This window comes from Lysinibacillus sp. G1-3 (assembly GCF_056322905.1).
Genome location: NZ_JBWHYQ010000013.1, coordinates 131,467 through 157,325 on the forward strand (window position 1 = coordinate 131,467; position 25,859 = coordinate 157,325).

The window sequence follows — 25,859 nt, forward strand, 5'->3', positions numbered from 1 at the left end:
AAGCATCACGTCCTGTGATAACGCCTTCGTGACCAACATCCTGTTGCCCCAAGCGACTCATCGGACGCCCCCAGGAAGCTTTGCTCTGTGCGAAAGCAAAGCGGCAGCAACAAAGCGCCCAGTCGGAACGGAAATCAACCCTACGTTATGATACTAGGCAAATTTTAAATAGGAATTACATGAATTCAACATCGCCCCAAAACACTCTAAAAGAAGATAAAGCGGAGGCAGTTTTAGTTCTCCCCCGCTTCACTCCATAAGATGATATGTTAGGTCATTACTTTTCTAAAAGCTCCGCACCCCAAGAATCTTTAATGTCGATTCCTAAATCATCTGCTACTTTTTTATTGATTAATAGTTTTAGCTTTTGTGGATATTGAGCTGGAATATCAGCAGGAGTTCCTTCACCTTTTAGAATCTTCACAGCCATTTGCCCTGCTTCATAACCGATGTCAAAATATTCAAAACCATATGCACCTAAGCCACCACGTGCCACAGAGTCAAGCTCTCCTACAACTAATGGTAATTTATTAGCATTTGCTACATCAATGACAGACTCAAGTGCCGAAACTACTGTATTATCAGTAATAATATAGAATGCATCAGCTTTACCGATTAACGATTCAGCAGCTTGTTTTACTTCTGCAGACGTTGCCGCAGATGCCTCAACCACCGTTAAGCCTTGCTCATCCATCACTTTTTTCACTTCTTTTACTTGTGCCACTGAGTTTTGCTCACCAGCATTGTAAACCATCCCTACTTTTTTCGCTCCCAAATCCTTTAAGAACGCCACTGTTTTCGAAATAGTATCAGGATGTAAATCGATTGTTCCTGTTACATTTTTCCCTGGCTTCTCTATAGAGTCAATGAGCTGTGCGCCAACAGCATCTGTTACAGAAGTAAAGATAATTGGAATATCGCTAGTTGCTGTTGCTGCCGCTTGTGCAGACGGCGTAGAGTTCGCAAAGATTAAATCTACGTTTGCACTTACTAGATTGTTTGCAATCGTCGTGTTAAGACTGTTATCCCCTTGCGCTATTTGTGGATCGTAATCTACTTTTAAGCCAGATTCTTCAATCGCTTTTTTGAAACCTTCAGTTGCAGCATTTAAAGATGGATGCTCCACAATTTGAGTAATCCCGATCTTATATGTTTTATCGTCTGCATTACCGCTCTCACTTGCGTTATTCGTTTCGTTCCCTTTCGAATCCGACGAACTAGAACCACTACCACCACAAGCAGCAAGTATTAAAACTAACCCAAATAACAGGAACGAAAGCTTTTTTAAATTGCTTTTCACAAATAATCCCCCCGATTTTGATCTCTTATATTTATCACACTTTATCCAAGCGAAGTGTGAACGTATCGCTATATTATCGTTATTAGCAAGGTTCGTCAACAACATTATGAATCTTCTGACTATTAATTCCAGTCGAATATTTTTTCTTTTCAATCAATTTGTCGCTTTAAACCGCTAAACTACGCTGTTTTTACAATTTGATTTCTTTTTCTAACATAACAAAAAAATTTTTTACAATTTAGCGAAGTTATTTTTCCGACATCTAATTTTAAGTAATATATGTAAAAACTAAAAAACCTGACAATGAAAATGTCAGGACTTCATAACAGCTTTAATTCACTCTTACTTTTTCAAGTTTTCAACTAGCCAACTACTTTGAGTAAAGGGATATTTTAGAAGTTTGAGTAACGTCTTAAATTGGTGAATAAAAACAACCTGCGAGTGCTTTAGAAGTATTACTCCCTTTATGGTTAGACGTGCAATACTCTTTTATTTCTTGCTAGTAGATCTACAGAAAGTGTTCATTTTAGTCCCCCTTTTTACATTTAATGCATATGATGCATATGAGATTAGTGCCGTTCCCAAAAAGGAGGAATACCATGAATAATGATAAAATCGATTTAAATCAACCTTCTTATTCGCAAGAACATCAAAATGCAACTACAGGAAATATTGATACAATCATTTCTAATCTATGTGACAGTCTATTTGAATTTGCTCTGGATTTCACCCTAAATGCCTTAGAGTATACAAAAGAAATGGAAGAGGAATTAGAATATACAGATGAATTCAAGAAACAAGTTAACGATTTAATTTTTGAAATAGAAGAAATTAAAAATACTTTAGAGGAGTAATGTCTAAAAGTGCTGTTCATAGTCATTGGATATATTCATCCCCCACTATTTTGTACGTCCATTTTCAATCAATAGAGCCTCCATTCACCTTTGCCCCAAAATTTGCTTAATTATTTAGTGTTTTAAATTACTGAAATGGTCACTTGTTAAAAGTACTGTTTTAACAAGTGACCGGCCAGATCCACGACTTCTAACTTTCGAGGTTACTTCTCATCTGCTATTTCTGCATAACTTTTTAGTAGGTGTACAAGCCCCTTTTCATAGGCATTGTCATAAAAAAACTTTGACAAAGATCAAATTATTATCGTTAATACTATAATTTTTTACACGTAGCTATTTACAAATAAGCATGAACATTGATATGATTGCATTTGCTTCACGTGGTTCGTAACCATCCCACGTAAAAAAACTAAGGAGAAATAAATATGAAAATAAAATTTTTAGCAACGAGTGGCATTATTGCCGCACTCTACATTGCTATTACATTATTAGTCGCGCCATTTGGCTTTACAGAGGTGCAGTTCCGAATATCGGAAATGTTTAACCATTTAGTTGCGTTTAATCCACGCTTTGCCGTTGGGATCATTATTGGTGTATTCATCTCTAACCTCTTTTCACCACTCGGCATCTACGATTTAGTTTTCGGTGTAGGCCATTCGATGATTACTCTTGGGTTGCTCATTCTTATTTGTAAATTTGTCAAAAATATTTGGGCACGTTTAATCATTAATACATTTTTATTTACTTGTACAATGTTCATCATTGCATTTGAATTGAATTTAGCGTTAGAATTACCATTCTTCTGGACATGGTTAACTGTTGCTGCAGGTGAATTTGTTGTCTTGGCGGTTGGTGCACCGATTATGTATGTATTGAACAAACGCTTAAACTTCAAAAATTTAATTTAATTTTATTGACGGATCTTTTAGATTCGTCTTTTTTTATTTCTTGGAAGACACCTTGACAATATTCTGAAAATATCCTACAATTCATTTCAATAAATGCTAGGAAAAAGAATAGTAGCAAGCGCTAGTACTTAAAGAGAGCTGATGGTTGGTGCAAATCAGTAGTACCTACTTGTGAATGGACTTTGGAGCAGCCTCATCAAATGTGAGGACGAAGTTACTCCCCGTTATCGGAGTACGAAAGCGCGCAATTATTGCGAATGAAGGTGGCACCACGGTTACTCGTCCTTTTTACAGAAGGATTGTAGTGGCTTTTTTTTATGGAAAAATTAGATAGAGGAGTCGAGAGAAGATGAGTACAGTAGCAGAGAAAAAAGGATATTTTGGTGAATTTGGCGGTAGCTTTGTTCCCGATGAGCTTCAAAATGTTTTAAGTATTTTAGATGAAAACTTTCAAAAATATAAAGACGATGAAGACTTTAATAAAGAGCTGGATTATTATTTCCGTGAATATGTTGGACGCAAATCTCCACTTTATTTCGCTGAAAATTTAACAAAACAATTAGGTGGCGCAAAGATTTATTTAAAACGTGAAGATCTTAACCATACTGGTTCACATAAAATTAATAACGTTCTTGGACAGATTTTATTGGCCAAGCGCATGGGTGCTCATCGTGTTATCGCCGAAACAGGTGCAGGTCAGCATGGTGTAGCAACAGCAACTGCTTGTGCAATGTTCGGAATGGATTGCACAATTTATATGGGTTTAGAGGATACAAAACGCCAAGCATTAAACGTCTTCCGTATGGAGCTTCTTGGTGCAAAGGTAGTAGCTGTTGATAAAGGTCAAGGACGATTAAAGGATGCAGTGGATGAAGCATTTGCTGATTTAGTAGAAAACTACGAGACGACTTTCTATTTACTAGGTTCTGCTGTTGGGCCTCACCCGTTCCCTTCAATGGTGAAGCATTTCCAATCCGTTATTAGCCGTGAAAGTCGCGAACAAATTTTAGAAAAAGAAGGCAAGCTACCAGCAGCAGTACTTGCTTGTGTCGGCGGCGGTAGTAATGCGATCGGTGCGTTTGCAGAGTATATTGCAGATGAAAACGTTCGCCTCATCGGTATTGAGCCAGATAAGGCTGCCACATTAAATGAAGGAACACCGGGTGAATTACACGGCTTCAAATGTTTAGTACTGCAAGATGCAGAAGGCAATCCATTACCAACCTATTCGATTGCCGCTGGACTAGATTATCCTGGAGCTGGTCCAGAGCATAGCTATTTAAAAACAATTGGTCGCGGAGAATATGTAACAGTGACAAATGAAGAGGTGCTCGAAGCATTCCAAGTGCTATCAAAGGTTGAAGGCATTATTCCTGCACTTGAAAGCTCCCACGCCGTGGCTCATGCACTTAAGCTTGCGCCAACATTATCCCCGGAAGAAAGCATTATTATCAATATCTCTGGTCGTGGAGACAAAGACGTTGAACAAGTATTCCAAATGCTAAATAAATAAAGATAAAGAGCGACTTCCCTTTGTGGAAATCGCTCTTTAATCTATACGAGTGAACCTAATTTCGGATAAATTTCTGCTACATTATCTCGAAGCCTAGCTTTCAGAAACTTTCCAACTGATGTTTTTGGTATTTCATCTAAAAATACTACATCGTCTGGTACCCACCATTTTGCAAACTGGCTTTCTAAAAATGCAAGAAGCTCCTCTTCACTTGCTGACATTCCTTCCTTCAATACTACACAAGCTAACGGGCGTTCTTGCCATTTGACATGCGGAATTGCGATAACTGCTGCTTCCAGCACAGCGTCATGAGTCATTAATGCATTTTCTAAATCAACCGAGGATATCCACTCTCCACCCGACTTAATTAAATCCTTCGTACGATCTGTTATTTTGATAAAGCCATCCTCTGTTCGTACCGCAATGTCACCTGTATATAACCAACCGTCTCGATAGGCATCATTGGTACGCTCATCCCGATAATACTCGTGTGAAATCCACGGACCTCGTAAACGTAACTCACCCATCGTCTCTCCATCCCACGGCACTTCCCCATTGTCATTGATAATACTCGATTCAATACCAGCCATCGTCATTCCTTGCATTGCTCGCGATTCAATACGCTTTTCAATAGGCCATTCATCCATCCAAGACATATAATTTGATAACGCTACAATTGGAGTAGTTTCAGTCATTCCATACACGACAATATACGGAATGCCATATTGTTCTTCAAATGTACGAATAAGTCGAGTAGGTGAAGCTGACCCGCCACAACAAATAGCACGTAACGAACTTATATCTCGCTCACGCTTCTCCTGTTCCTGCAACGCACCAATCCAAATTGTCGGTACCCCAGCTGTTAATGTAACCTTCTCCTGCTCTACTAAATCCAATATGATTGCTGATGTGAATTGTGGGCCCGGCAATACTTGTGTAGCACCTACATTGACACTAGCAAATGGTAGGCCCCATGCATTTGCATGAAACATCGGTACAATTGGCATCACGACATCACGCTCAGAAATGCCCATTGAATCAGACATACTCAGCATCATACTATGTAGCACTAGACCTCGATGTGAATATACAACCCCTTTTGGATTTCCTGTTGTAGCACTTGTATAGCACATTCCAGCAGGCTCCTCTTCCCCTATATCCTCTGGGAATTGATAGTTTTCATCTGCTGCTGCTAATATATCCTCATAGGATAAGGCATTCGGTAATGTCGTTTCTGGCAAAGTATCCTCGTCCGTCATAATAATATAATGTTTCACTGTCTTAAGCTCAGGCGCAATGTTTTCGATGATTGGTAGCAAGTCCACATCAATCATTAAAATTTCATCTTCTGCATGATTAATAATATAAATTAAATGCTCTTCTGATAAACGAATATTCACCATGTGCAAAATAGCGCCGGAACATGGCACCGCAAAATAAGCCTCTAAGTGGCGATGCTGATTCCAAGCAAAGGAGCCAACCTTCATTCCTCTTGTCATCCCTAGCTTTGTGAGCGCATCCGCTAAGCGACGCGTTCTTTTCGCCCATTCTCCATATGTTAAACGGTGAATCTTCTGTGGACTCGTCCGAGAAACAATAGTCTTTCTAGCAAAATAGCTTTCTGCTCGTTTAATAAAGTTTGTTAATACTAACGGCGTCTGCATCATAAAAACCATCAATCCCCTCTTCTAGTGAACTCCTTTTTTACCTTTGTGAAATATTAATAGTTAATTTAATTGAATACTATTAATATTCTGAATATGATTATATTGGAAAATTATAAATTACGCTATATATTCCAATAATTTTCTTTTTATTGTTAACTTTTACTAAAAAGCGACAATAATTTGAGGGTGACATTTGTTAAAACGTCTACCATGTTTATAAGTTGATTTCCATTATTCCGATGAGCCTAATCAAAATAAAAAAGACGAAGAAATTAAATTCTTCGTCCGATTTTTAGGTATTTATTTATGAACAAGCTTTTGTTTGCAGTTTGATTTTTAATTTTTCTAGCATATCAACTGTCATTTTTGCTAAGTCATACTGTGCTTTAAAGCCCCATTCTTTTTGTGCTGCTTCTACATTTATAGAATTTGGCCAGCTATCTGCTATCGCTTGACGTACTGGATCTACATGATAATCCATACGGAAATGTGGCAAATGCTTTTTAATTTCCGCCGCAATTTCAGATGGCTCGAAGCTCATTGCAGTGATATTAAAGGCATTGCGATGGATTAGTTTGCTACTATCGGCTTCCATCAAATCTACAATAGCTTGCAATGCATCTGGCATGTACATCATGTCCATGTACGTACCTTCTTGAATATAAGACGTGTACTTTCCTTGCTTGATCGCCTCATAGAAGATTTCTACTGCATAGTCTGTCGTTCCTCCTCCTGGAGGAGTTACGTATGAAATTAACCCTGGGAAGCGGACACCACGAGTATCTACACCAAATCGATCGAAATAATAATCACATAATAGCTCACCAGCAACTTTATTTACCCCATACATTGTTGTTGGACGCTGTAATGTATCCTGTGGCGTATTATCCTTCGGTGTCGACGGACCGAACGCGCCTATTGAGCTCGGCGTGAAAAATTGCAAGTTTAACTCACGTGATACTTCTAACGCATTCATTAAACCACCCATATTTAAATTCCACGCAAGCAATGGATTTTTTTCCGCTGTTGCTGATAATAACGCTGCTAAATGCATCATTGTATCTGCACCAAAATCTTTCGCTAAATCATGCATTCTTTGTCCATCTGTCACGTCCAATACTTCAAACGGACCTTTAGAATGCTCAAGCTTCCGGATATCTGTCGCTAATATATTGTCCTCTCCATAAATACCACGAAGTTTTTCTACAAGCTCAGAACCTATTTGACCTAGCGCACCTGTAACCATTATCTTTTTCATTTCTCCAAACCTCCACCTGTGAACAATTGCACTTCTCAAGAGTACATTAATATATAAACAAACATTGATTTAACAACACTTCTGATGATTATCATTATAATTTGTTCATATTAAAAATACAACCATAATATTTAGAATTTTGAAAGACAGACAGTAAAAATCCTTTACTATCAGTATATGAGCCCTACAAAATATTGTGCTAGACAAACATACAAAATACATATGTACACCCGAAAAGTACATTTGTTCATTTTTTTATAATAGCATTGTACATTGAAATGATCCTTGCCCCTACTTGCCCCAAAAAAAGAACCTCCCTTGTATTCAAAGAAAGGTCCTTTTGTTCTTATTAAATTGAGAAGCGCTTTACGGCTATTTGTAAAACTTTCGATACTTTATGTAGCTCTTTAATATAATCATGGAATTGCTGCTGCGCGGTTAACTGATCAGTAGTTAAAGTAGCTACATGTTTAGTTGATGCTGCATTTGTATCCGAAAATGATGTTAACATTGCCGCATCATCACTAACTTTTTTCGTATGGTTAGCAATTTCTTGAACGGTTGCAGATACTTCCACTATATACGGCTTCATTGTATGTACTTTTTCTAAAATTTGATCAAAGCTTGTTGCTGTATCCCCGGTAACCTGTACGCCCTTTTCAGTTGCGACTAACACTCCATCCATCATTTGCACAGCATAGCTAGAATCTAAATGAATGTTTTGTACGATGGACGTAATCGTTTTTGTTGAGTGGACTGTCTGCTCCGCGAGCTTTCGTACTTCATTGGCCACAACCGCAAATCCTTTACCGTGCTCCCCTGCTCTAGCAGCCTCAATAGATGCATTTAAGGCTAGGAGATTTGTTTGCGCTGTAATTTTTTCAATCACCTCAACCATTTGATCGATTGTAGCTGCTCTTTCTACAAGATTGAAAATGGCAGTATTCGATTTTTCAACTGCACGTTTAATAGCTTGTATTTGTGTTAAATTTGCCTGTACAATTTCCGTACCACTTTCTGCATCACGTGCAGTTTTATGAGCAAAGTTTTCAACAACCTGTACTTTTTCTAAAATCACTTGCACACCATTTAGCACTTCCTCTAGCGATGCTGTATTGGAAGCTAATTTCTCAGTAGAAGCAGCAGTTGAATTTGAAATGGACTGCACATCCTTTGCAATTTTACGTGTCGTGTTAGACGATTGCTCGGAGGATTTCTGCAGTTTCCCTGTCATTTCTTCAACCTCATGCGCACTATTTGATACTGTGTGAAGTAGTCTTTTCACCTCTGTGACCATTTGATTGTAAGACAATACGACTTCGCCAAGCTCATCCTGTGCCACATAACTAGCATTCGCGGTGAAGTCACCCTGCTCTGCACGCTTTAATAATGACTTCAATTGGCGCGTCGGTATATTCACAGCTTTTGTTGCTATAAATCCTATACAGATGACTAGCAAAACAACAAATAAACATACTCCGCCTAATAGCCAATAACCAAATTGCACATCTTTCTGATATGTCTGTTGCTGTTCCGTAGCCTTCTGAACCAAATAGTTTTGAATTTCTTCTAATAATGAATGACTTTGCTGACTTACAGGCAAATACGACTGCGCATAAAATGATTGTTGTTCATTGTGCCCCAATTGCTTATAACGATTAATCAAGTCTACTTGCTGAGCTAGCAAGGTCTTCAATTTCTTCATCTGATGGTTCATCTTTTTATCGATTTCTACACTTTCTAAATGATTTAAAGGCTGCTCAGCATTTATTAAAATGTCAGACATTTCTCGATAATCCCTAGCTGAACTCACTAAATAATCTAATTGTCGTTGTGATTCTTCTAGTTCATTTAACCATCCGATCGGCACAAGTCCTTCTGTATAGCTTTCACTTGCATGCCATGACATTTTCCGTAAATAATCAACGCTAAAAATACCTAGCAATACATTCGATAGTACACAAACAATCATCAGTACAAGTAGCTTGTCCTTCACCATTATGTATCGAAAAAAACGCATCATCTTCGGCTCCTTCTCCAACTCTTACCAATAATAATAGTATGACAATATAAAGCTAGTGTTTTGTTTTTGTAAAGATTTCGCGAAGAGTTATGAAATTTATCCCATTACTTCTACTATAATAGGTGCATTTTCCCCTCTTGGTAACGTGATATTAGTCCTCATCAAATACCTTTAGCAACACGCCCATACGATCCGGAAATTACCTCCACATTATGGTGAAGAGCCTCACTCCCCTGCAACCTTCCATTCTTACCAATCGTCGCCTATTAATAGTTGGTTTATCTTCATTCAGTAGAAAACGCTCCTTTCGAAAGGTAGTGAGATGAATGCAGATATGTTAAACCACAATGTTTTCTGTGCGAAAGCGTAGCGTCAGCAACAATTGTTTTTTCTGTGCGAAAGCGAAGCGTCAGCAACAATTACAACAAGGCGAAGTTGATTAAAAAAGGGGGTGTTTGAATGTTACAGTTCAAGAAGTTAGATAAAAATTTAGTCATTAGCTTGTCATTACTCGGTATTATTAGTTGTCTATTTGTCCATTCCAGTAGCACGGTGTTTGAGCAGTATACAAGCTCGTTCATTATAAAGCAGCTTTTTTATTACCTAATCGGATTTTTCATTATGTATGGAGTAGCAACACTTGATATTGAGCAGCTAAAAAAAATAGGCTGGCCATTTTATTGGGCGATGGTCTTGTTAACATTTGGCTTATTCATTGCCCCCGAAAGTATAGCCCGCACTGTCAATGAAGCGAAACGTTGGTACCATATCCCTGTGTTAGGATCCATTCAGCCATCAGAGTTTTTAAAGTTGGCGTTTTTAATCGTGGTCAGTAAGGTTATTGTTGCGCATAGAGAAAAATATGTGCGCCCTACCTTTTTAACAGATATGCGGCTACTCTTAATCATCGCTGTTATCACTCTTCCACCTACGCTTGCTGTTTACAAGCAACCTGATACGGGCATGGTCATGCTATATATGTCGATGATTGTACCGATGCTTTTCTTTTCAGGTATACAAAGAAAATTGCTAATCATTTTCACAGCTATCCCAGTATCAATTCTCAGCGTTATGGTTATTCTTTATGTAAAATTCAATGATTTTTTTACAGATAAAATTTTAAATAAATTATCAAGGCATCAAGTTTCTCGCATTTATGGATGGTTGCAGCCTAATGAATATCCGGACTCATCTTTTCAAACAAGGCAGGGTTTTTCGGCAATTGGTTCAGGACAGTTTACCGGAAAAGGCTACATGAACAATGATGTCTATGTCGTGGAAAAGCATACAGATTTCATTTTTGCGAACATTGCTGAAGAGCTCGGGTTCATCGGAGGGGCATTTGTCATTGTTCTTTTATTCTTTGTTATTTACCGTATAGTTCTTATTACAGTAGAAGCAAAGGACCCATTTATGACGCTGATGGGAGCCGGTATTGCCAGTTTATTAGCTTTCCAAATTACACAAAATATCGGTATGACCATTGGACTTTTACCTGTAACAGGTATGACATTGCCATTTTTAAGCTATGGTGGTAGTTCACTCATCTCCAATTTCATGTTAATGGGTATTGTGATGATTATCTATAATTCATATAGCGGCTACATGTTTAAAACAACAAAAGAGTAAGGTGAAGGGTATGAACAACATTATTAAAAAGAGAATTTTATTATTGCTATTCCTAGCAGGAGGAGCTTTGTTCATACTCCTACTCCGCCTTGCCTTTCTTATGCTATAAGACATTCAAAAAGCTGTCTCAAAAGTTTTTACGACTTTTGAGACAGCTTTACTTTTAGATTTTATATTATGCCTGCACTTTATGAATACTATCAATCACAACTTTTATGATTGTATCAAGATCCTCTTGTACAATATTAAGTGGTGGAGATAATGTTAATACGTTATTAAAGCCTGCAACAGTTGCACCATTTTTACCTATAATAACACCCTGCTCCTTACATGCAGCAATAATAGCATTTACTTTATCTACTGGTAAAGGCTCCTTCGACGTTTTATCTGACACTAACTCGATGCCCAGTAATAAGCCTTTGCCTCGAACATCCCCAACGTTCGGGTGATTACCTAATGCTTGCTGCAGTGTTTGGAGGGAAGTTGCTCCAACCTCAGTAGATCTTTCAAATAATGCTTCTTGCTGAAGAATCTCAATATTTTTTAATGCAACCGCACATGCGACTGGTGACCCACCAAATGTATTAACATGGCGGAAATAACCATATGCATCAGAGCCAGTGAATGCCTCATAAATTTCTCGTTTTACCGCTGTAGCTGATAATGGTAAATAGGCACTCGTAATCCCTTTGGCCATCGTAATAATATCTGGTTTTACACCGTAGTTCATGAATCCAAATGGCTTTCCTGTTCGACCGAAGCCACAAATTACTTCGTCTACAATCATTAATGCTCCATGTTTTTTACATACTTCTTCAATGCCCTTTAAGTAGTTCTCAGGAGGCATAATGACGCCTCCACCTGTAATAATCGGCTCTAAAATCATCGCGGCTATTGTTTCACTTAGCTCCCACGTCATCGTCTTATCTACAGCCTTAACGCTTGCTAAATCTGTTGGAGCAAGTGTATCACTTTCGTGTTCTCGATATTGATCTGGTGGTGCTACATGAATAAAGCCAGGAGATAATGGTTCATATTTATATTTGCGTTCCGCTTGCCCTGTCGCAGCCAATGCTCCGAAAGAATTCCCATGATAGGCACGGTAGCGAGAAACGATTTTATAGCGAGAGCTTTCTCCTTTTTGTTGATGATACTGACGTGCAATTTTAAACGCAGTTTCATTAGCCTCTGACCCACTATTAGAGAAGAAAATAACATAATCTCCACCAAGCATTTCATTGATTTTTTCTGCCAGTTCAACTGCTGGTAAATGCCCCTGCGATAAAGGAGCATAAGCGTTTTTCATCATTTGCTCATGGGCAACATCTGCTAATTCCTTGCGTCCATAGCCTACATTTACACACCATAAACCTGCCATTGCATCGATGTATTCAACGCCATCTGTATCGACGATCCTCGCACCATTTGATTTTTCTACTACATATGTCGCTTGTGGATTGTAAGGTTTCATTGAATGCCATACATATTGTTCATCTTTCTTTAAAATATCACTTTTAAGATTTACTTGAACCATATCTATACACTCCTTTTAGTTTTTTTCACTTAGTCACATCGTTATTGCTTGGAAACGCAAATGAACTTGCCGTATCCTCTGTTTCATCAGGCCAGCGTTCCGAAATCGTTTTCGCTTTCGTAAAGAATCGTGCTTGGTCCGGTCCAAACATATGCCCTTCACCAAACTTAGAGCGCTTCCAACCTCCAAAATTGTGATAGCCAACTGGAATCGGAATCGGAACATTAACACCTACCATTCCTACTTCAATTTCTTCCTGGAATTTACGCGCCGCCGAACCACTGCTCGTAAACATCGTGACACCATTTCCAAGTTCGTGGTCATTAATTAAATCAATAGCTTCTTGTAAGGATTCGACGCCTACAACAATGCGAGCAGGGCCAAAAACTTCCTCTTTAAAAATAGTCATTTGTGGAGTTACGTTATTTAACAATGTCGGTCCAAGGAAAAAGCCTTTAGACGTTTCGCATATTTTCGGATTTCGGCCGTCCGTTACAAGGTTAGCCCCTTCTTCAACAGCACCATCGATATATCGAAGAATCGACTCTTTTGATTGTTGCGTAATAACTGGGCCAAAATCTACCTCGCTATCTGTATATGGACCAACCTTTAATTTCAAGATTTTGTCCTTCAATATTTCTGTAAAGCGTTGTTCCGTATCTTTCCCAACGACGATTGCTCCAGAAATAGCCATACAACGCTGAGACGCCGCTCCAAATGCTGCACCTAAAAAGGCATTAGCTGTTTGCTCTAGGTTTGCATCGGGCATTACAATCATAAAGTTCTTCCCGCCACCAAATGCAGCGACACGTTTATTGTTCTTCGTCCCTGTTTGATAAATATATTCCGCAACAGGTGTGGATCCAACAAATGAAATTGCTTGTATCTCTTTATTTTCAAGCAGTTCATTAACCGCTTCTTTATCACCATTAACGACTGTCCAAATTCCATCTGGCAGTCCTGCCTCTTTCCATAACTTACTTAAATATAATGCCGAGATTGGCACACGCTCAGATGGCTTTAAAATCACTGCATTTCCTACTGCAACCGCCATACTTGTAATTGCCAATGGCACCATAACAGGGAAATTAAATGGAGCAATTGTAGCAACAACTCCAAGTGGGGCTTTTGCAGAGAAGGCATTAATATTGCCGCCTACATTCACCGAGTATTCTCCCTTCAGCATTTGCGGGGAACTGATTGCCATATCTACGGATTCAATGCCACGAACAATTTCGCCCTTTGCATCTTCCTTCGTTTTCCCACTTTCCTCACAAATGACTTCAATGAGCTCATCCTGTCTTTCTACTAATAACTGACGGAAACGATGTAAAACCTCAACCCGTTTGCCAATCGATGTCTTTTTCCATGAAGGGAATGCTGCCTTCGCTAGCTGGATAGCCTGCTTCACTTCATCTTTAGTTGCTAACGGTACTTGCGCAATGATCTCTCCTATTGTTGGATTATACACGTCTGCGTAGCGACCACTAGTACCGGCTGTTTCAACACCATTAATAAAATGTGATAATATTTTCATTTTTTGCTGAACTGTCATAATTTCCCCACTCCTCGTTTATAGTTATTCAAAATCCAACTCTTCCTTTTGGAAAATAGAGCTAGCCTCATCTACCGGGTTAGGCGACTTTTTCTTTTGTGTAACTAAATAGAAAATCATCACTACTGCCACTACAATGCATGTGAATAAAATTTGTGAACGCATCGATTCAATAAAGAACATGGCGATCAGTAATGCTGTTATAACCAAGATTGTGAAATACGTTAAATATGGGAATAACCACATTTTCACTTTTAATAGCTCGGGGTTTTCTTTCTCCATTTTCCGGCGCATTTTTAATTGTGAAAACGCAATGATTAAGTAAAGAATCAATGTAATTGCACTACATGAACTAAGTAAAAACATAAACACTTTATCTGGTGAAACATAGTTCATAATAACGGCAATATAAGAGAAGAATGTCGCTGTTAATATGGCATTAACAGGTGCACCCTTTTTATTTAATTTCAAAAATGCTTTTGGGGCCTCCCCCTTCTCCGCTAAAGAAAATACCATTCGAGATGTAGCGTAAAGCGCAGAGTTTAAGCAAGATAAAACCGCTGTTAATACAACAAAATTCATGATTTGTGCAGCTGCGGGAATTCCGATGTAATCCAACACTGCTACATAGGGACTTGTTAAAATATCTGAGGAATGCCAAGGTAATAATGTGACAACTACCGTTATCGATCCCACGTAGAAAATCAAAATACGCCAAGTAATTGAATTCGTAGCTTTTGTCACCGCTGCTAACGGTTCGTCAGATTCCCCTGCCGCAATGGCCACAATTTCTGTGCCCATAAAGGAGAAAATAACAATAACTACCCCCATCAGGACTGCTCCAAAACCATTCGGTAAAAAGCCACCCTCACCGATCAAATTAGCAGTACCTACTGCATTAAAATTAGGTGCGATACCAAAAATAATGAATGCACCTAGTCCAAGAAAAGCTATAATACTCGCAACCTTAATAAGAGAGAACCAATATTCAAATTCACCAAAAGCTTTTACGGAAATGACATTTGTTAAAGTAAGTGCGACAGTTAATAAAAGACTTAGTAACCATAAAGGAATCCCGTCATACCAATATTGAATGATTGCAGCTGCTGCAGTTGCCTCTAAAGCAATAGCAACAACCCAGAAAAACCAATATAACCAACCAATCATAAAACCTGCCCACGGACCAATGGCTTCATGTGCATAATGCGCAAAAGACCCACTTGTTGGATTGACAGCTGCCATTTCTCCAAGCATTCGCATGACAAGAATAACGATAATGCCCGCAAATATATAAGATAAAATTGCGCCAGGGCCGGCAAGGTTAATTACTGAGCCACTTCCCATAAATAGACCTGCTCCGATAACCCCCGCAATCGCGATCATCGTCATATGCCTTTTCTTTAACCCTTTCTGTAATTGCGTTTGTTGCTCCATATTCAGCTCACCTCTTTTATTAGATTGGATTACCGCTTACAAAAATTTTACATGTTACATAGAAATGAAGGTATAGACAGACTGTAAAATTCTATGCATTTGTTTTAAACATAATGTAAAATAGACTAAACATTCTAAAAATACAATATTCAAGTTAATTTCAGCAAAAATAATACATTAATGAGAAAACTAGATAAATATCTATGTTAAAAGGAGGGAGGGTAACATGAGTCAATTTAAGCTTCAAGTGAAGGATGTATTAGAAAACACATACTTCCAAAGTGCAGAGGTCGTAGCTGGTGATGATGGTTTATTACGAATTGTAAAGTGGGCTCATGTCATTGAAATTATACAAGTAGATAATTTTCTAGCTGGTGATGAATTAGTTTTAACAACGGGGATCAGCCTTCAGCACAGCATCGAAAACTTTATCTTTTTCGTAGAATCTTTAATCGAAAAAAATTGCGCGGCACTATGCATTGAATACGGGACTTCCATACAGACCATCCCGGAAGTGATTGTAGCTCTTGCTAACCGTCATAGCTTCCCTATTATCGTTTTTCATGACACGGTTCCTTTCGTCCGTATTACACAAGATTTACATAGTCAAATTATGAATCAACAATATTTAATGATCTCTACTTTAGAATCCTACTCTCAAACATTAAATAAAAATGCTCTATTAGGACAAAACGCAGAAGAAATTTTACAAAATATGTATCATGAATTGAAGACACAAATCATCTTTTCTATTAAAGGTCGAGAGCCTATCTTTTTTCCAAATATGCCGCATACTAAGCGCCAACAACTAGTTACGCTGGAAAAATCAGCAACCGTGTTTAAAAATGAGCCCATCTTTATTTTTGACCAGCATTATGCAGATTTAACGCTCTATAGAGAAGATGGTCTATTCTCAGAGTTTGAATTACTTATTTTAGACCGTACAGCTACTGCCTTGGCACAGCTGTTAATGAGAGAATTTTATATTGAAGAGAAAAGGGACATTGAGGATGCCTCTATTTTAGGAGATTGGATCGATCAAAAACTATCGAAAGAGGAAATTTATAAATTTATCGTCAGCTATCATTCTAGCTATAAGCTTTCTAGCGGGGCCGTTTTTATGTTAGCAATGCCTAATGCAGTCTCTAAAGTACAAGAGGATGTCGTCTACAGCAAGCTCTACTACCGAAACCTTTTTGAGCAAAATGGATTTATACCATTTCTATACGAAAGGAAAAGCTATGTCATTTTTATTTTACTTCATCAGAAAGATAGTAAATCGAGTCGCGAATTATTAAATACATTAGTTTCTTCCCTGCAGAAAACTGATTTTTATAAAAAACAAATGATTCAAGGGTATCAAGTAGCCATTGGCAAAGTCGTAGCAGACGTAGAGGAAATACCGAAGAGTTATCAAACTTCACTCGAAACATTGTATATTTGCAGTAAAGTACAAACTACATCTTACTTTTATGATGATTTACATTTGTATCACCTCATCTATAAATTACAGATGCAAGTAAATTTGCAGGAAGTGATTCAAGATTATTTACAGCCCGTTATTGAATACGACAAAAAAAATAATAGTAAGCTATTAGAAACGCTGCAAGTATACTTGCAAACGAACGGCTCTAAACAACAAACCGCTAACCAACTGTTCATCGTACGCCAAACACTCTACCATCGTTTAAAAAAGCTTGAAAGTCTTTTAGGGAAAAATTTCATGAAGGGGCATAATCGAATTACGCTTGAATTTATGTTGCTCGCCAATTCTTTAATTGAGGATAAAAACTAACTACATGTTTATGATTGATCAGTGATGTTGAAGAATAGCACGCTCAAAATCGCTATGAGCGTGCTATCAGATTTTAATTTTCGGTAACTACTCCACTATATAATGCTGGTCTGCGGTCGTCATAAACTGGAATTCTGCCTCGTACTTCATCGACAATCGAAAAGTCCACGTCAATGACAGCTACTTCCTCGTCCTCTGCACCAACCCAAAGCACTTCGCCCCACGGTTGAATAATCATTGATTGACCATTAAAGTTTTCTACTTTTCTCGATATACGATTAACAGCGATCACGAAGCATTGATTTTCAATGGCACGTGCTTGCAGCAATGTGTTCCAATGATCGATACGTGGCGTCGGCCATTGTGCCGGCACGAACAATACTTTTGCGCCATCTAAAGCGTGAGCACGTAGCCATTCTGGGAAGCGAATATCATAGCAAATCACACCTGCAGCCTCGATATCACCAAGGGCAAAGCGATTCATTTCATCCCCTGCTTCTAAATATAAATGCTCGTCCATCAATCGGAAAAGATGTGCCTTGTTATATTCACCTACTAACTCACCATTGTTATCAAACGTATACATCGTGTTGAAAAATTTATCGCCCTTCTTCGTTGAAACAGAGCCTCCAACAATATGTACGCCAAGCTCTTTCGCTAGGTTTGATAAAAATGCTTTCGAACGTTCTCCATTCACATCTGCAAGCTCTGATAATTTTTCAAGTGCATAGCCTGTATTCCACATTTCCGGTAATACAATAATTTCTGCACCTTGTTTTGCCGCTTCACGAATCTTTTCTTCCGCACGAGCAAAATTTTCTTCTACTTTGCCAAAACCAACATTTAGTTGGATACACCCAATTTTCATCTTAATTCCTCCCCTTCTCCCAAAAGTATTTCTTTTACTGCATTTGTGCTTTTCTATATTTCATTATACTACAATTGAAAATGATATCGCTGTTGTCTGAGCTTAGAGCAGCTTTGGAACAAAAACAAAAAGACCAGGATCTCAGCAATAAAGTGAGCCCTGGCCTTTTCGCGAAAGTGAATCTTACTAATCATTTTTGCTCTTAGTTTTAGATTCTATTAATTAGTACGATTAAGATTAATAAAAGTTACAGTAATTAAAAAAAAATTAAATATTATTTTAAAGGGCTTAAAAGTAAGGCCAAAACCTATGTTTTATGGGCATTGTTAAGATGCCTCAGATGTTGTTACAATGACAAGGCATAATTACGTTCGGAATCTTCTTTGTACTTAGGCTCGCATGCTCTCTGTTTGTATTTTGTGCGTCCATCTTTATAAATTGAGACTCTAGACAATTAGTAAAAAAAGTAATAATATTTGCATCAATTATTATTTTCTAAAAAGGAGAACATGCATGGAATTCTCAAAAAAACTACAGCAACTCCCGACTCAATTTTTTGCAGCATTGGTGCAAAAAGTGAATAGTGCTTTAGCAGAAGGGCGCGATGTTATCAATCTCGGTCAAGGCAATCCAGATCAGCCCACTCCCCAACACGTTATAAAAGCGTTACAGGAGGCAGCTGAAAACCCTCAAAATCATAAATATTCTCCATTCCGCGGCCTAGTAGAATTACGTCAAGCAGCTGCAGACTTCTACAAACGTGAATACAATGTTGATATTGACCCTGAAACTGAGGTAGCTATTCTTGGTGGTACAAAAATTGGTCTTGTTGAGCTACCATTAGCGGTTTTAAACCCCGGTGATACAATGTTATTACCCGATCCTGGATATCCAGATTACTTATCTGGTGTTGTATTAGGTGATGTTAATTTTGAAGTTATGCCACTATTTGCAGAAAATGATTTCCTGCCTGATTATCATGCTCTTTCTGATGACGTAAAAGAAAAGGCTAAGCTACTTTACTTAAATTACCCGAACAACCCAACTGGTGGTACTGCAACACTTGAATTTTTCGAGGAAACGGCGCGCTTTGCTAAAGAGCACAACATGATCGTCTCACATGATTTCGCTTACGGTGCAATTGGATTTGACGGCAAGAAACCTATTAGTTTCCTGCAAGCGGAAGGTGCCAAAGAGGTCGGCATCGAGATGTATACATTATCTAAAACATACAATATGGCAGGCTGGCGTATTGGATTTGCAGTTGGTAACGCTGATATTGTTGCGGCTATTAATCTTATTCAAGATCATCTATTTTGTAGTCAATTCCCTGCCGTACAACAAGCAGCAGCGGTTGCCCTTACAGCATCACAGGATTGCGCGAATACGCTAAGAGCGACTTATGAGCGTCGACGAAATGTTCTTATCGAAGAAGCACAGCGCATTGGTTGGCAAGTAACGGCACCAAAGGGCTCTTTCTTTGCATGGCTCCCTGTTCCATTAGGTTATACAAGCGAGCAGTTTGCTGATGTATTGCTCAACAAAGCTGATATCGCAGTAGCTGCTGGCAATGGCTTCGGTCAATACGGTGAAGGCTATGTTCGTGTAGGTTTACTCGTAAGTGAAGAACGCTTACGTGAAGCGGTCAGCAGAATTGAAAAATTAAACCTATTTAACTCATGAACATTTGATTCCCTCTATCAAAAAAACTGTCCCATCAGCTCACGCTTGCTAAGGGACAGTCTTTTGATCTCACTATCTTTTGTGGTAGCTCTAGCCCTTCTTCTATTGGATAACATTGGTCATAACCCATTTCTTCATACGGACACACCACCCCACTAATCGCTCATAGAGCCATGAAAATGCGTTTCATATCTCCCACCCCACACATAGTTGACTCTCACTAACATTCCCACCCATCTCCCTTAATGGAATATTGTAATAAAATAAAAAATTTTAAAAATTCCATTGACTTACCATAACCAATAATTTATATTAGTCCTATCGGATTTACAAAAAAATATTATAAATCTCTTATCAAGAGTAGCTGAGGGACTGGCCCTATGAAGCTCGGCAACCTCCTTTTTTAAGGAAGGTGCTAAATCCTGCAAACGATATCGTTTGAAAGATAAGAGAGGACACTTTTTTATGAGCCTCTCTTAATTTTTTAAGAGAGTTTTTTTTATCTTCATTTACATGAAGATAAAAGCCTCTGGCGAATGTCACGGATTTTAAAAAGGAATGAATTGTGCTAGCACAATTCAAAATCCGGACAGCAATTACGCCAAGGCGAAATTGTTTTTTATACAAACCGATAAAACAACTTTGGAGGTATGTCTCATGAAAAAGAAAAACAAAATTTTACTAGGTTTAGCAAGTCTCACATTAGTAGCAGCATTAGTAGGTTGCGGTACTAAAGAAGATAAAGGTAGTCAAGGTAAGGCTATTAATGAAAATAAAATTGTAGTAGGTGTAACTTCTGGTCCACACGAACAAATTGCAGAAATTGCTGCAAAAGTTGCCAAAGAAAATGGCTTAGAGGTAGAACTAAAAACGTTCTCTGATTATGTTTTGCCAAATACATCGTTAGCCGAGGGTGATCTTGATGTAAACAGCTATCAACACAAGCCTTTCCTCGATGCATTTAACAAAGATCACAAAACAGATTTAGTGCCAGTAGGAAAAACAATTTTAACTCCAATGGGCATTTACTCTGAGAAATATAAATCATTGGATGAAGTTCCTGATGGTGCTACTTTCGGATTACCAAATGATCCAACAAACGGTGCTCGTGCTCTATTTGTTCTTCAAGAGGCAGGCATCATTAAATTAAAAGAAGGTGCAGACTTAACAGCTTCTACTCGCGATGTGGAAGAAAACAAAAAGAATTTTAAATTCATTGAATTAGAAGCTGCACAAATTCCGAAGCAGCTTAGTGAAGTAGATGTGGCAGCTATTAATACGAACTTCGCTCTTGATGCTGGTATTGATCCTAAAAAAGACTCCATTCTTTTAGAATCTACTAACTCTCCATATGTAAACTACATCGCGGTACGTTCTGAAAACGAGGATGACCCAGCGATTAAAAAATTTGTTGAAGCCTATCAATCTGATGAAGTACGCAAATTTATTGAAGAGGAATTCAAAGGTTCTATCATTCCAAGCTGGTAAGTAACGATGAAGGGCCTTTCATAAATTAAGAATCTGCGAGACTCCTATAGGAATGCTAGCAGATTCTTGCTTTATAAAAGGACTTAGAAAGGAGATATCACAGTATGATTCAACTAGAAAATATAACAAAAGAATTTAAAACTAAAAAAGGCATCGTTAAAGCAGTAGATGGCATTAACCTACATGTCAAAAAAGGTGAAATTCATGGGGTTATTGGCTACAGTGGTGCAGGAAAAAGTACCCTTATTCGCTGTGTTAATTTATTAGAGCGTCCAACAACAGGTAAAGTATTGATCGACAATGTAGATATTACTTCCCTTTCTTTAAACGACCTTCGCGAAACGCGTCAAAAAATCGGCATGATCTTCCAGCATTTTAATCTCTTAAAAACAGCGACCGTTTACAACAATATCTCGGTACCATTAAAGCTTCTAGGCTATAACGACTCTGAAGTGAAAAAACGCGTTGCAAAATATGCAGAAATTGTTGGCCTAACAGAGAAATTAGATAGTTATCCTAGCCAGCTTTCGGGTGGTCAAAAGCAACGTGTCGCTATTGCACGTGCACTAGCCCAAGAGCCTGAGATTTTACTCAGTGATGAAGCGACAAGTGCTCTCGATCCTGAAACAACTGACGCTATTCTTGAGCTTCTCTTAAAAATTAACCGTGAACTGGGCATCACTATTTTACTCATTACACATGAAATGAATGTTATTCAAAAAATTTGCGATGATGTATCCGTTCTTGAATCAGGGACGGTTGTGGAATATGGCTCTGCTATAGAACTATTTTCGAAGCCTCAGCACCCAACGACACGAAAGTTTTTAAACACTATTTCTCAACGTAATTTATCTCCTTCCCTTATCGAGCAATTGAATCTTTCCGGAAGTGTGATTCGTTTAACATTCCTTGGTGAAAGTACCGGGAAGCCATTACTTGCAGAAGTCAGCAAAGTTTATGATGTACAACCAAATATTTTAACAGCCAATATCATTGAATTAAAAAACGGCATCGTCGGGAATATTGTCGTGCATCTTCACGGTGAGGCACATATCGTAGAAAAGGCACTTAAATATTTTACAGAAAACGGGGTAGACGTTGAGGAATTAGGAGGCGAATTAAATGAATAGCATTCAAAGCTTCTTTGCAGACTGGTCAGATGTTATTGGGCAATCCATTATCGAAACCTTTCAAATGGTCGGGATTTCATTATTGTTCTCTATTTTAATTGGGATCCCTTTAGGGCTTTTAATCGTTTTAACCCGACCAGGGCAATCATTTGAAAATAAATTTCTCTATCAATTTTTCAATTTATTTATTAATATTATTCGCTCTGTACCGTTCATTATATTACTATTCTTCATTTTACCGTTCACGAAGCTGATCGTTGGCACAACTATTGGTGTAAAAGGTGTTATTGTGCCGCTTGTTGTTTATACAGCGCCTTATATTGCGCGACTTATGGAAACGGCACTATTGGAAGTTGATCCAGGTGTTGTGGAAGCTTATACAGCAATGGGTATTAAACGTCGTCACATCATTTGGAATGTCTTACTACGTGAGGCTCGTCCATCCATTATTTTAGGCTTAACAATTGCCACAATCGGTCTGATAGGAGCAACAGCAATGGCTGGAATGGTTGGTGCTGGTGGTTTAGGTGATCTCGCATATCGTTACGGTCATTTACGCTATGAGGTCGATGTGATGTATGCGACAGTGTTTATCTTAATCATCCTTGTTCAGATTATTCAATCAATGGGTAACCGCTTTGCTGCGAAACTAAAGAAAGATTGATAGGAGGATTACGATGACAAAAACAACACATGGTGATCTACTGTTAAAAAATATAAATGCACAAGCCCCCTTCCCTATTTGCTTTGCAGATTTAGAAAAGGCTGTTGCTGAAAAGATGGAAGCTGGTCCGTTTGGCTACATTCGTTCAGGTGCTGGGGGTGAACAAACATTACGAAATAACCGTGCCGCCTTTGAAAAATACTCTATTATTCCACGCTTTTTACAGGATGTTTCAAGTATTGATACATCGATTGAGCTGTTCGGAAAAGTACATCCAACTCCGCTCTTATTTGCTCCTGTTGGCATGAACAAAATGGCACATGACGAGGGAGAGCTTGCCGTTGCACGTGCGGCTGATCAGTTAAAAATTCCTTATATTCAAAGTACAGTTTCAAGCTATGCACTTGAAGATGTGGCACAAACAGCCCCTACTGCTACTAAATGGTTTCAATTATATTGGTCAACAAATGAGGAAATTGCATATAGCATGGCAGCCCGAGCTGAGGCTGCTGGTTTTGAGGCTATTGTTTTAACTGTAGATACCGTCATGCTTGGCTGGCGCGAAGAAGATGTTCGCAATCAATTTTCACCTTTAAAACTTGGGTATGCTCGAGGAAACTATATGAATGATCCTGTTTTTACTGCTTCTTTACCAGATGATTCATTCGAGTCATATATACAGGGCGTTTTGCAAAATGTGTTCCATCCTACATTAAATTGGGAGAATGTACGTGAATTAAAGCGCCGTTCTAATCTCCCTATTTTACTGAAGGGAATCTTACATCCTGAAGACGCAAAACTAGCTATTGAAAACGGCATTGACGGTATTATCGTATCAAACCACGGTGGTCGCCAATTGGATGGCGTAATTGGTTCACTCGATGCCCTTTCTGATATTGTGAAAGCTGTAAAAGGACGAATTCCTGTTATTTTAGATAGCGGTGTATATCGTGGAATGGATGCTCTTAAGGCACTCGCTTTAGGAGCTGATGCTGTTGCCATTGGTCGTCCCTTCGTCTACGGACTAGCATTAGATGGGCAGCAAGGAGTCGAAAAAGTAATGACGAATTTATATGATGAATTAAAAGTTTCCATCGCTTTAGCGGGGGCAATATCAATAAAAGGACTACGTGATATCACATTAGTGAAAAAAGATGGAGCGTAAATAAATCGTCCGGCAGTTTGAGATGGAGATAAAAGATTTATCGGAATAAATTTGCGTTTTATCGGAACAATTACAGATTTTATCGGAACGTTTCACCGATTTATCGGAACATTAATATAAATTGGGCTACCTCACTATTGAGATAGCCCAATTTTTTATTGAATAACGCCTAGTTCACGACCGACTTTTTCATAGATTGCTAGAGCGCCGTCCAGCATTTCTTTTGTATGTGCCGCTGTAGGCATGTTACGAACACGTCCTGTGCCTTTTGGAACCGTTGGGAAAACGATTGATTTAGCGTAGACGCCTTCTTCAAATAGGCGACGTGAAAATTCCTGTGTAAGCTTTTCATCACCAATAATACATGGTGTAATTGGCGTTTCAGATTCGCCGATATTAAAGCCTAATTTAGCAAGACCCGTTTTTAAATAATCGCCATTTTCCCAAAGCTTATCGTGAAGCTCTGTTGAGTCAATCAGCATTTGCACTGCCGCTGTAATCGCAGCAACATCACCTGGTGGTAATGCTGTTGAGAATAAAAATGGACGAGAACGCACTTTTAGCCAGTCAATTAAATTTCTCTTACCTGCTACATACCCACCAACAACACCAATTGCTTTAGAAAGTGTACCAATTTGGAAGTCGATTTCTTTTTCTAAACCGAAATGCTTTACAGTACCCTTCCCTTTACCTGTTACCCCTGATCCGTGCGCATCATCTACATATGTTATTAAATCAAACTCTTTCGCAATCTCGACGATTTCTGGTAATTTTGCAATATCACCGTCCATTGAGAATACGCCATCCGTAATAACCATGATTTTATTGTATAAGCCTGATTCTGTTGCGGCCTTTGCCTTTGCACGTAAATCATCCATATCGGAGTGATTATAGGCAATAATTTTCGCACGTGATAAACGACAGCCATCGATAATCGAAGCATGATTTAATTGGTCTGAAAGAATCGCATCATTTTTATCCATAACAGCTGAAATAGCTGCCATATTACAGTTAAAACCAGATTGATAAGAGATCGCTGCCTCTGTTCCTTTAAACTCAGCAAGCTTTTCCTCTAATTTTACGTGTAAATCAAGTGTACCGTTAATCGTACGGACTGCTCCAGCCCCCACACCGTATGTCTCTATTGTTTCTTTGGCAATACGCTTTAATTCTTCATTCGTTGCTAAGCCAAGATAGTTGTTTGAGGATAGATTAATTAGATCTTTGCCACGTACCTGAATAATGGGTCCGTTTGCTCCCTCTACTGGATCAATTTCATTGTATAAGCCTTGTTCATGTAAGTCTTGTAGGTTTTCATCTAAAAATGCATTCAATACTTTTGACAAGCGTATCATCCTTTCCTAGGAAAACTGTTCTAGCTCCTAGTGTAG

General features: G+C 38.5%; 20 protein-coding genes, 2 riboswitches and 1 other annotated feature. Of the genes, 11 read left to right on the forward strand and 9 right to left on the reverse strand.

What is annotated here, in order from left to right:
* Nucleotides 1-277 precede the first annotated feature (277 nt).
* Nucleotides 278-1,300 (reverse strand): ABC transporter substrate-binding protein, encoded by a 1,023-nt coding sequence (locus ACVYAD_RS15495; protein WP_476427047.1) that lies wholly within the window; start codon nucleotides 1,298-1,300, stop codon nucleotides 278-280.
* A 599-nt stretch (nucleotides 1,301-1,899) separates the two neighbouring features.
* Here ACVYAD_RS15495 and ACVYAD_RS15500 point away from each other — a divergent pair.
* The 4 genes from ACVYAD_RS15500 to trpB all read left to right on the forward strand — a co-directional run bounded on the left by ACVYAD_RS15500 (nucleotide 1,900) and on the right by trpB (nucleotide 4,575).
* Nucleotides 1,900-2,154: a hypothetical protein gene (locus ACVYAD_RS15500; RefSeq protein ID WP_349660704.1), complete on the forward strand. Its 255-nt coding sequence runs from the start codon at nucleotides 1,900-1,902 to the stop codon at nucleotides 2,152-2,154.
* The gene (locus ACVYAD_RS15505) at nucleotides 2,154-2,264 is read left to right on the forward strand and encodes a DUF1259 domain-containing protein (protein ID WP_476427048.1); all 111 of its coding nucleotides are present in this window, start codon (nucleotides 2,154-2,156) and stop codon (nucleotides 2,262-2,264) included. The genes ACVYAD_RS15500 and ACVYAD_RS15505 overlap by 1 nt, the downstream gene beginning before the upstream one ends.
* Before the next feature lie 264 nt (nucleotides 2,265-2,528).
* A riboswitch (PreQ1 riboswitch) is annotated at nucleotides 2,529-2,573 on the forward strand.
* A 6-nt stretch (nucleotides 2,574-2,579) separates the two neighbouring features.
* Nucleotides 2,580-3,062, forward strand: coding sequence for a QueT transporter family protein (locus ACVYAD_RS15510; RefSeq protein WP_079559325.1), 483 nt, complete (start codon nucleotides 2,580-2,582; stop codon nucleotides 3,060-3,062).
* Between the two features lie 89 nt (nucleotides 3,063-3,151).
* Nucleotides 3,152-3,352: a binding site (T-box leader), on the forward strand.
* A gap of 59 nt (nucleotides 3,353-3,411) precedes the next feature.
* Nucleotides 3,412-4,575, forward strand: coding sequence for a tryptophan synthase subunit beta (trpB, locus tag ACVYAD_RS15515; protein WP_349660707.1), 1,164 nt, complete (start codon nucleotides 3,412-3,414; stop codon nucleotides 4,573-4,575).
* A 41-nt stretch (nucleotides 4,576-4,616) separates the two neighbouring features.
* On the opposite strand, the gene ACVYAD_RS15520 is transcribed toward trpB, so the two are convergent.
* The 3 genes from ACVYAD_RS15520 to ACVYAD_RS15530 form a co-directional block, all read right to left on the reverse strand.
* Nucleotides 4,617-6,242: a long-chain fatty acid--CoA ligase gene (locus ACVYAD_RS15520; protein WP_476427077.1), complete on the reverse strand. Its 1,626-nt coding sequence runs from the start codon at nucleotides 6,240-6,242 to the stop codon at nucleotides 4,617-4,619.
* A 304-nt stretch (nucleotides 6,243-6,546) separates the two neighbouring features.
* The gene (locus ACVYAD_RS15525) at nucleotides 6,547-7,500 is read right to left on the reverse strand and encodes an L-threonine 3-dehydrogenase (RefSeq protein ID WP_079559321.1); all 954 of its coding nucleotides are present in this window, start codon (nucleotides 7,498-7,500) and stop codon (nucleotides 6,547-6,549) included.
* 349 nt (nucleotides 7,501-7,849) lie between these two features.
* Entirely contained in the window at nucleotides 7,850-9,523 is a 1,674-nt protein-coding gene (locus tag ACVYAD_RS15530; RefSeq protein ID WP_476427050.1) for a methyl-accepting chemotaxis protein, read from the reverse strand.
* A 459-nt stretch (nucleotides 9,524-9,982) separates the two neighbouring features.
* Here ACVYAD_RS15530 and ACVYAD_RS15535 point away from each other — a divergent pair, with 459 nt between their 5' ends.
* Nucleotides 9,983-11,152, forward strand: coding sequence for an FtsW/RodA/SpoVE family cell cycle protein (locus ACVYAD_RS15535; protein WP_476427051.1), 1,170 nt, complete (start codon nucleotides 9,983-9,985; stop codon nucleotides 11,150-11,152).
* A gap of 175 nt (nucleotides 11,153-11,327) precedes the next feature.
* Here the strand turns inward: ACVYAD_RS15535 and ACVYAD_RS15540 are convergent, their stop codons facing one another.
* Genes ACVYAD_RS15540 through ACVYAD_RS15550 form a run of 3 tightly spaced genes read right to left on the reverse strand, consistent with a single transcriptional unit; the run spans nucleotide 11,328 to nucleotide 15,675 of the window.
* A complete protein-coding gene (locus tag ACVYAD_RS15540) occupies nucleotides 11,328-12,686 on the reverse strand; it encodes an aminotransferase (protein WP_476427052.1) in 1,359 nt (452 codons plus the stop codon).
* A gap of 25 nt (nucleotides 12,687-12,711) precedes the next feature.
* Nucleotides 12,712-14,241 carry a CoA-acylating methylmalonate-semialdehyde dehydrogenase gene (locus ACVYAD_RS15545; RefSeq protein ID WP_476427053.1) on the reverse strand — a complete coding sequence of 510 codons (1,530 nt, stop codon included), beginning with the start codon at nucleotides 14,239-14,241 and terminating at the stop codon, nucleotides 12,712-12,714.
* A 24-nt stretch (nucleotides 14,242-14,265) separates the two neighbouring features.
* Nucleotides 14,266-15,675, reverse strand: coding sequence for an amino acid permease (locus ACVYAD_RS15550; RefSeq protein ID WP_386829978.1), 1,410 nt, complete (start codon nucleotides 15,673-15,675; stop codon nucleotides 14,266-14,268).
* 226 nt (nucleotides 15,676-15,901) lie between these two features.
* Here ACVYAD_RS15550 and ACVYAD_RS15555 point away from each other — a divergent pair, with 226 nt between their 5' ends.
* Entirely contained in the window at nucleotides 15,902-17,470 is a 1,569-nt protein-coding gene (locus tag ACVYAD_RS15555; RefSeq protein WP_476427054.1) for a PucR family transcriptional regulator, read from the forward strand.
* A gap of 73 nt (nucleotides 17,471-17,543) precedes the next feature.
* Here the strand turns inward: ACVYAD_RS15555 and ACVYAD_RS15560 are convergent, their stop codons facing one another.
* A complete protein-coding gene (locus tag ACVYAD_RS15560) occupies nucleotides 17,544-18,338 on the reverse strand; it encodes a carbon-nitrogen family hydrolase (protein ID WP_476427055.1) in 795 nt (264 codons plus the stop codon).
* 513 nt (nucleotides 18,339-18,851) lie between these two features.
* Between ACVYAD_RS15560 and ACVYAD_RS15565 the strand changes: the two genes are divergently transcribed.
* The 5 genes from ACVYAD_RS15565 to ACVYAD_RS15585 all read left to right on the forward strand — a co-directional run bounded on the left by ACVYAD_RS15565 (nucleotide 18,852) and on the right by ACVYAD_RS15585 (nucleotide 24,468).
* Nucleotides 18,852-20,021 (forward strand): aminotransferase class I/II-fold pyridoxal phosphate-dependent enzyme, encoded by a 1,170-nt coding sequence (locus tag ACVYAD_RS15565; protein WP_476427056.1) that lies wholly within the window; start codon nucleotides 18,852-18,854, stop codon nucleotides 20,019-20,021.
* Between the two features lie 348 nt (nucleotides 20,022-20,369).
* Nucleotides 20,370-20,473, forward strand: a riboswitch (SAM riboswitch).
* Nucleotides 20,474-20,678: 205 nt separating this feature from the next.
* The gene (locus ACVYAD_RS15570; protein WP_476427057.1) at nucleotides 20,679-21,509 is read left to right on the forward strand and encodes a MetQ/NlpA family ABC transporter substrate-binding protein; all 831 of its coding nucleotides are present in this window, start codon (nucleotides 20,679-20,681) and stop codon (nucleotides 21,507-21,509) included.
* 104 nt (nucleotides 21,510-21,613) lie between these two features.
* A complete protein-coding gene (locus tag ACVYAD_RS15575) occupies nucleotides 21,614-22,639 on the forward strand; it encodes a methionine ABC transporter ATP-binding protein (protein ID WP_349662013.1) in 1,026 nt (341 codons plus the stop codon).
* A complete protein-coding gene (locus ACVYAD_RS15580; RefSeq protein ID WP_476427058.1) occupies nucleotides 22,632-23,303 on the forward strand; it encodes a methionine ABC transporter permease in 672 nt (223 codons plus the stop codon). The genes ACVYAD_RS15575 and ACVYAD_RS15580 overlap by 8 nt, the downstream gene beginning before the upstream one ends.
* A gap of 13 nt (nucleotides 23,304-23,316) precedes the next feature.
* Nucleotides 23,317-24,468, forward strand: a complete 1,152-nt coding sequence (locus tag ACVYAD_RS15585) for an alpha-hydroxy acid oxidase (RefSeq protein WP_476427059.1) — start codon at nucleotides 23,317-23,319, stop codon at nucleotides 24,466-24,468.
* A gap of 155 nt (nucleotides 24,469-24,623) precedes the next feature.
* Here ACVYAD_RS15585 and ACVYAD_RS15590 read toward each other — a convergent pair whose 3' ends face one another.
* Nucleotides 24,624-25,823, reverse strand: a complete 1,200-nt coding sequence (locus ACVYAD_RS15590) for a glycine C-acetyltransferase (protein ID WP_476427060.1) — start codon at nucleotides 25,821-25,823, stop codon at nucleotides 24,624-24,626.
* Nucleotides 25,824-25,859: the final 36 nt, after the last annotated feature.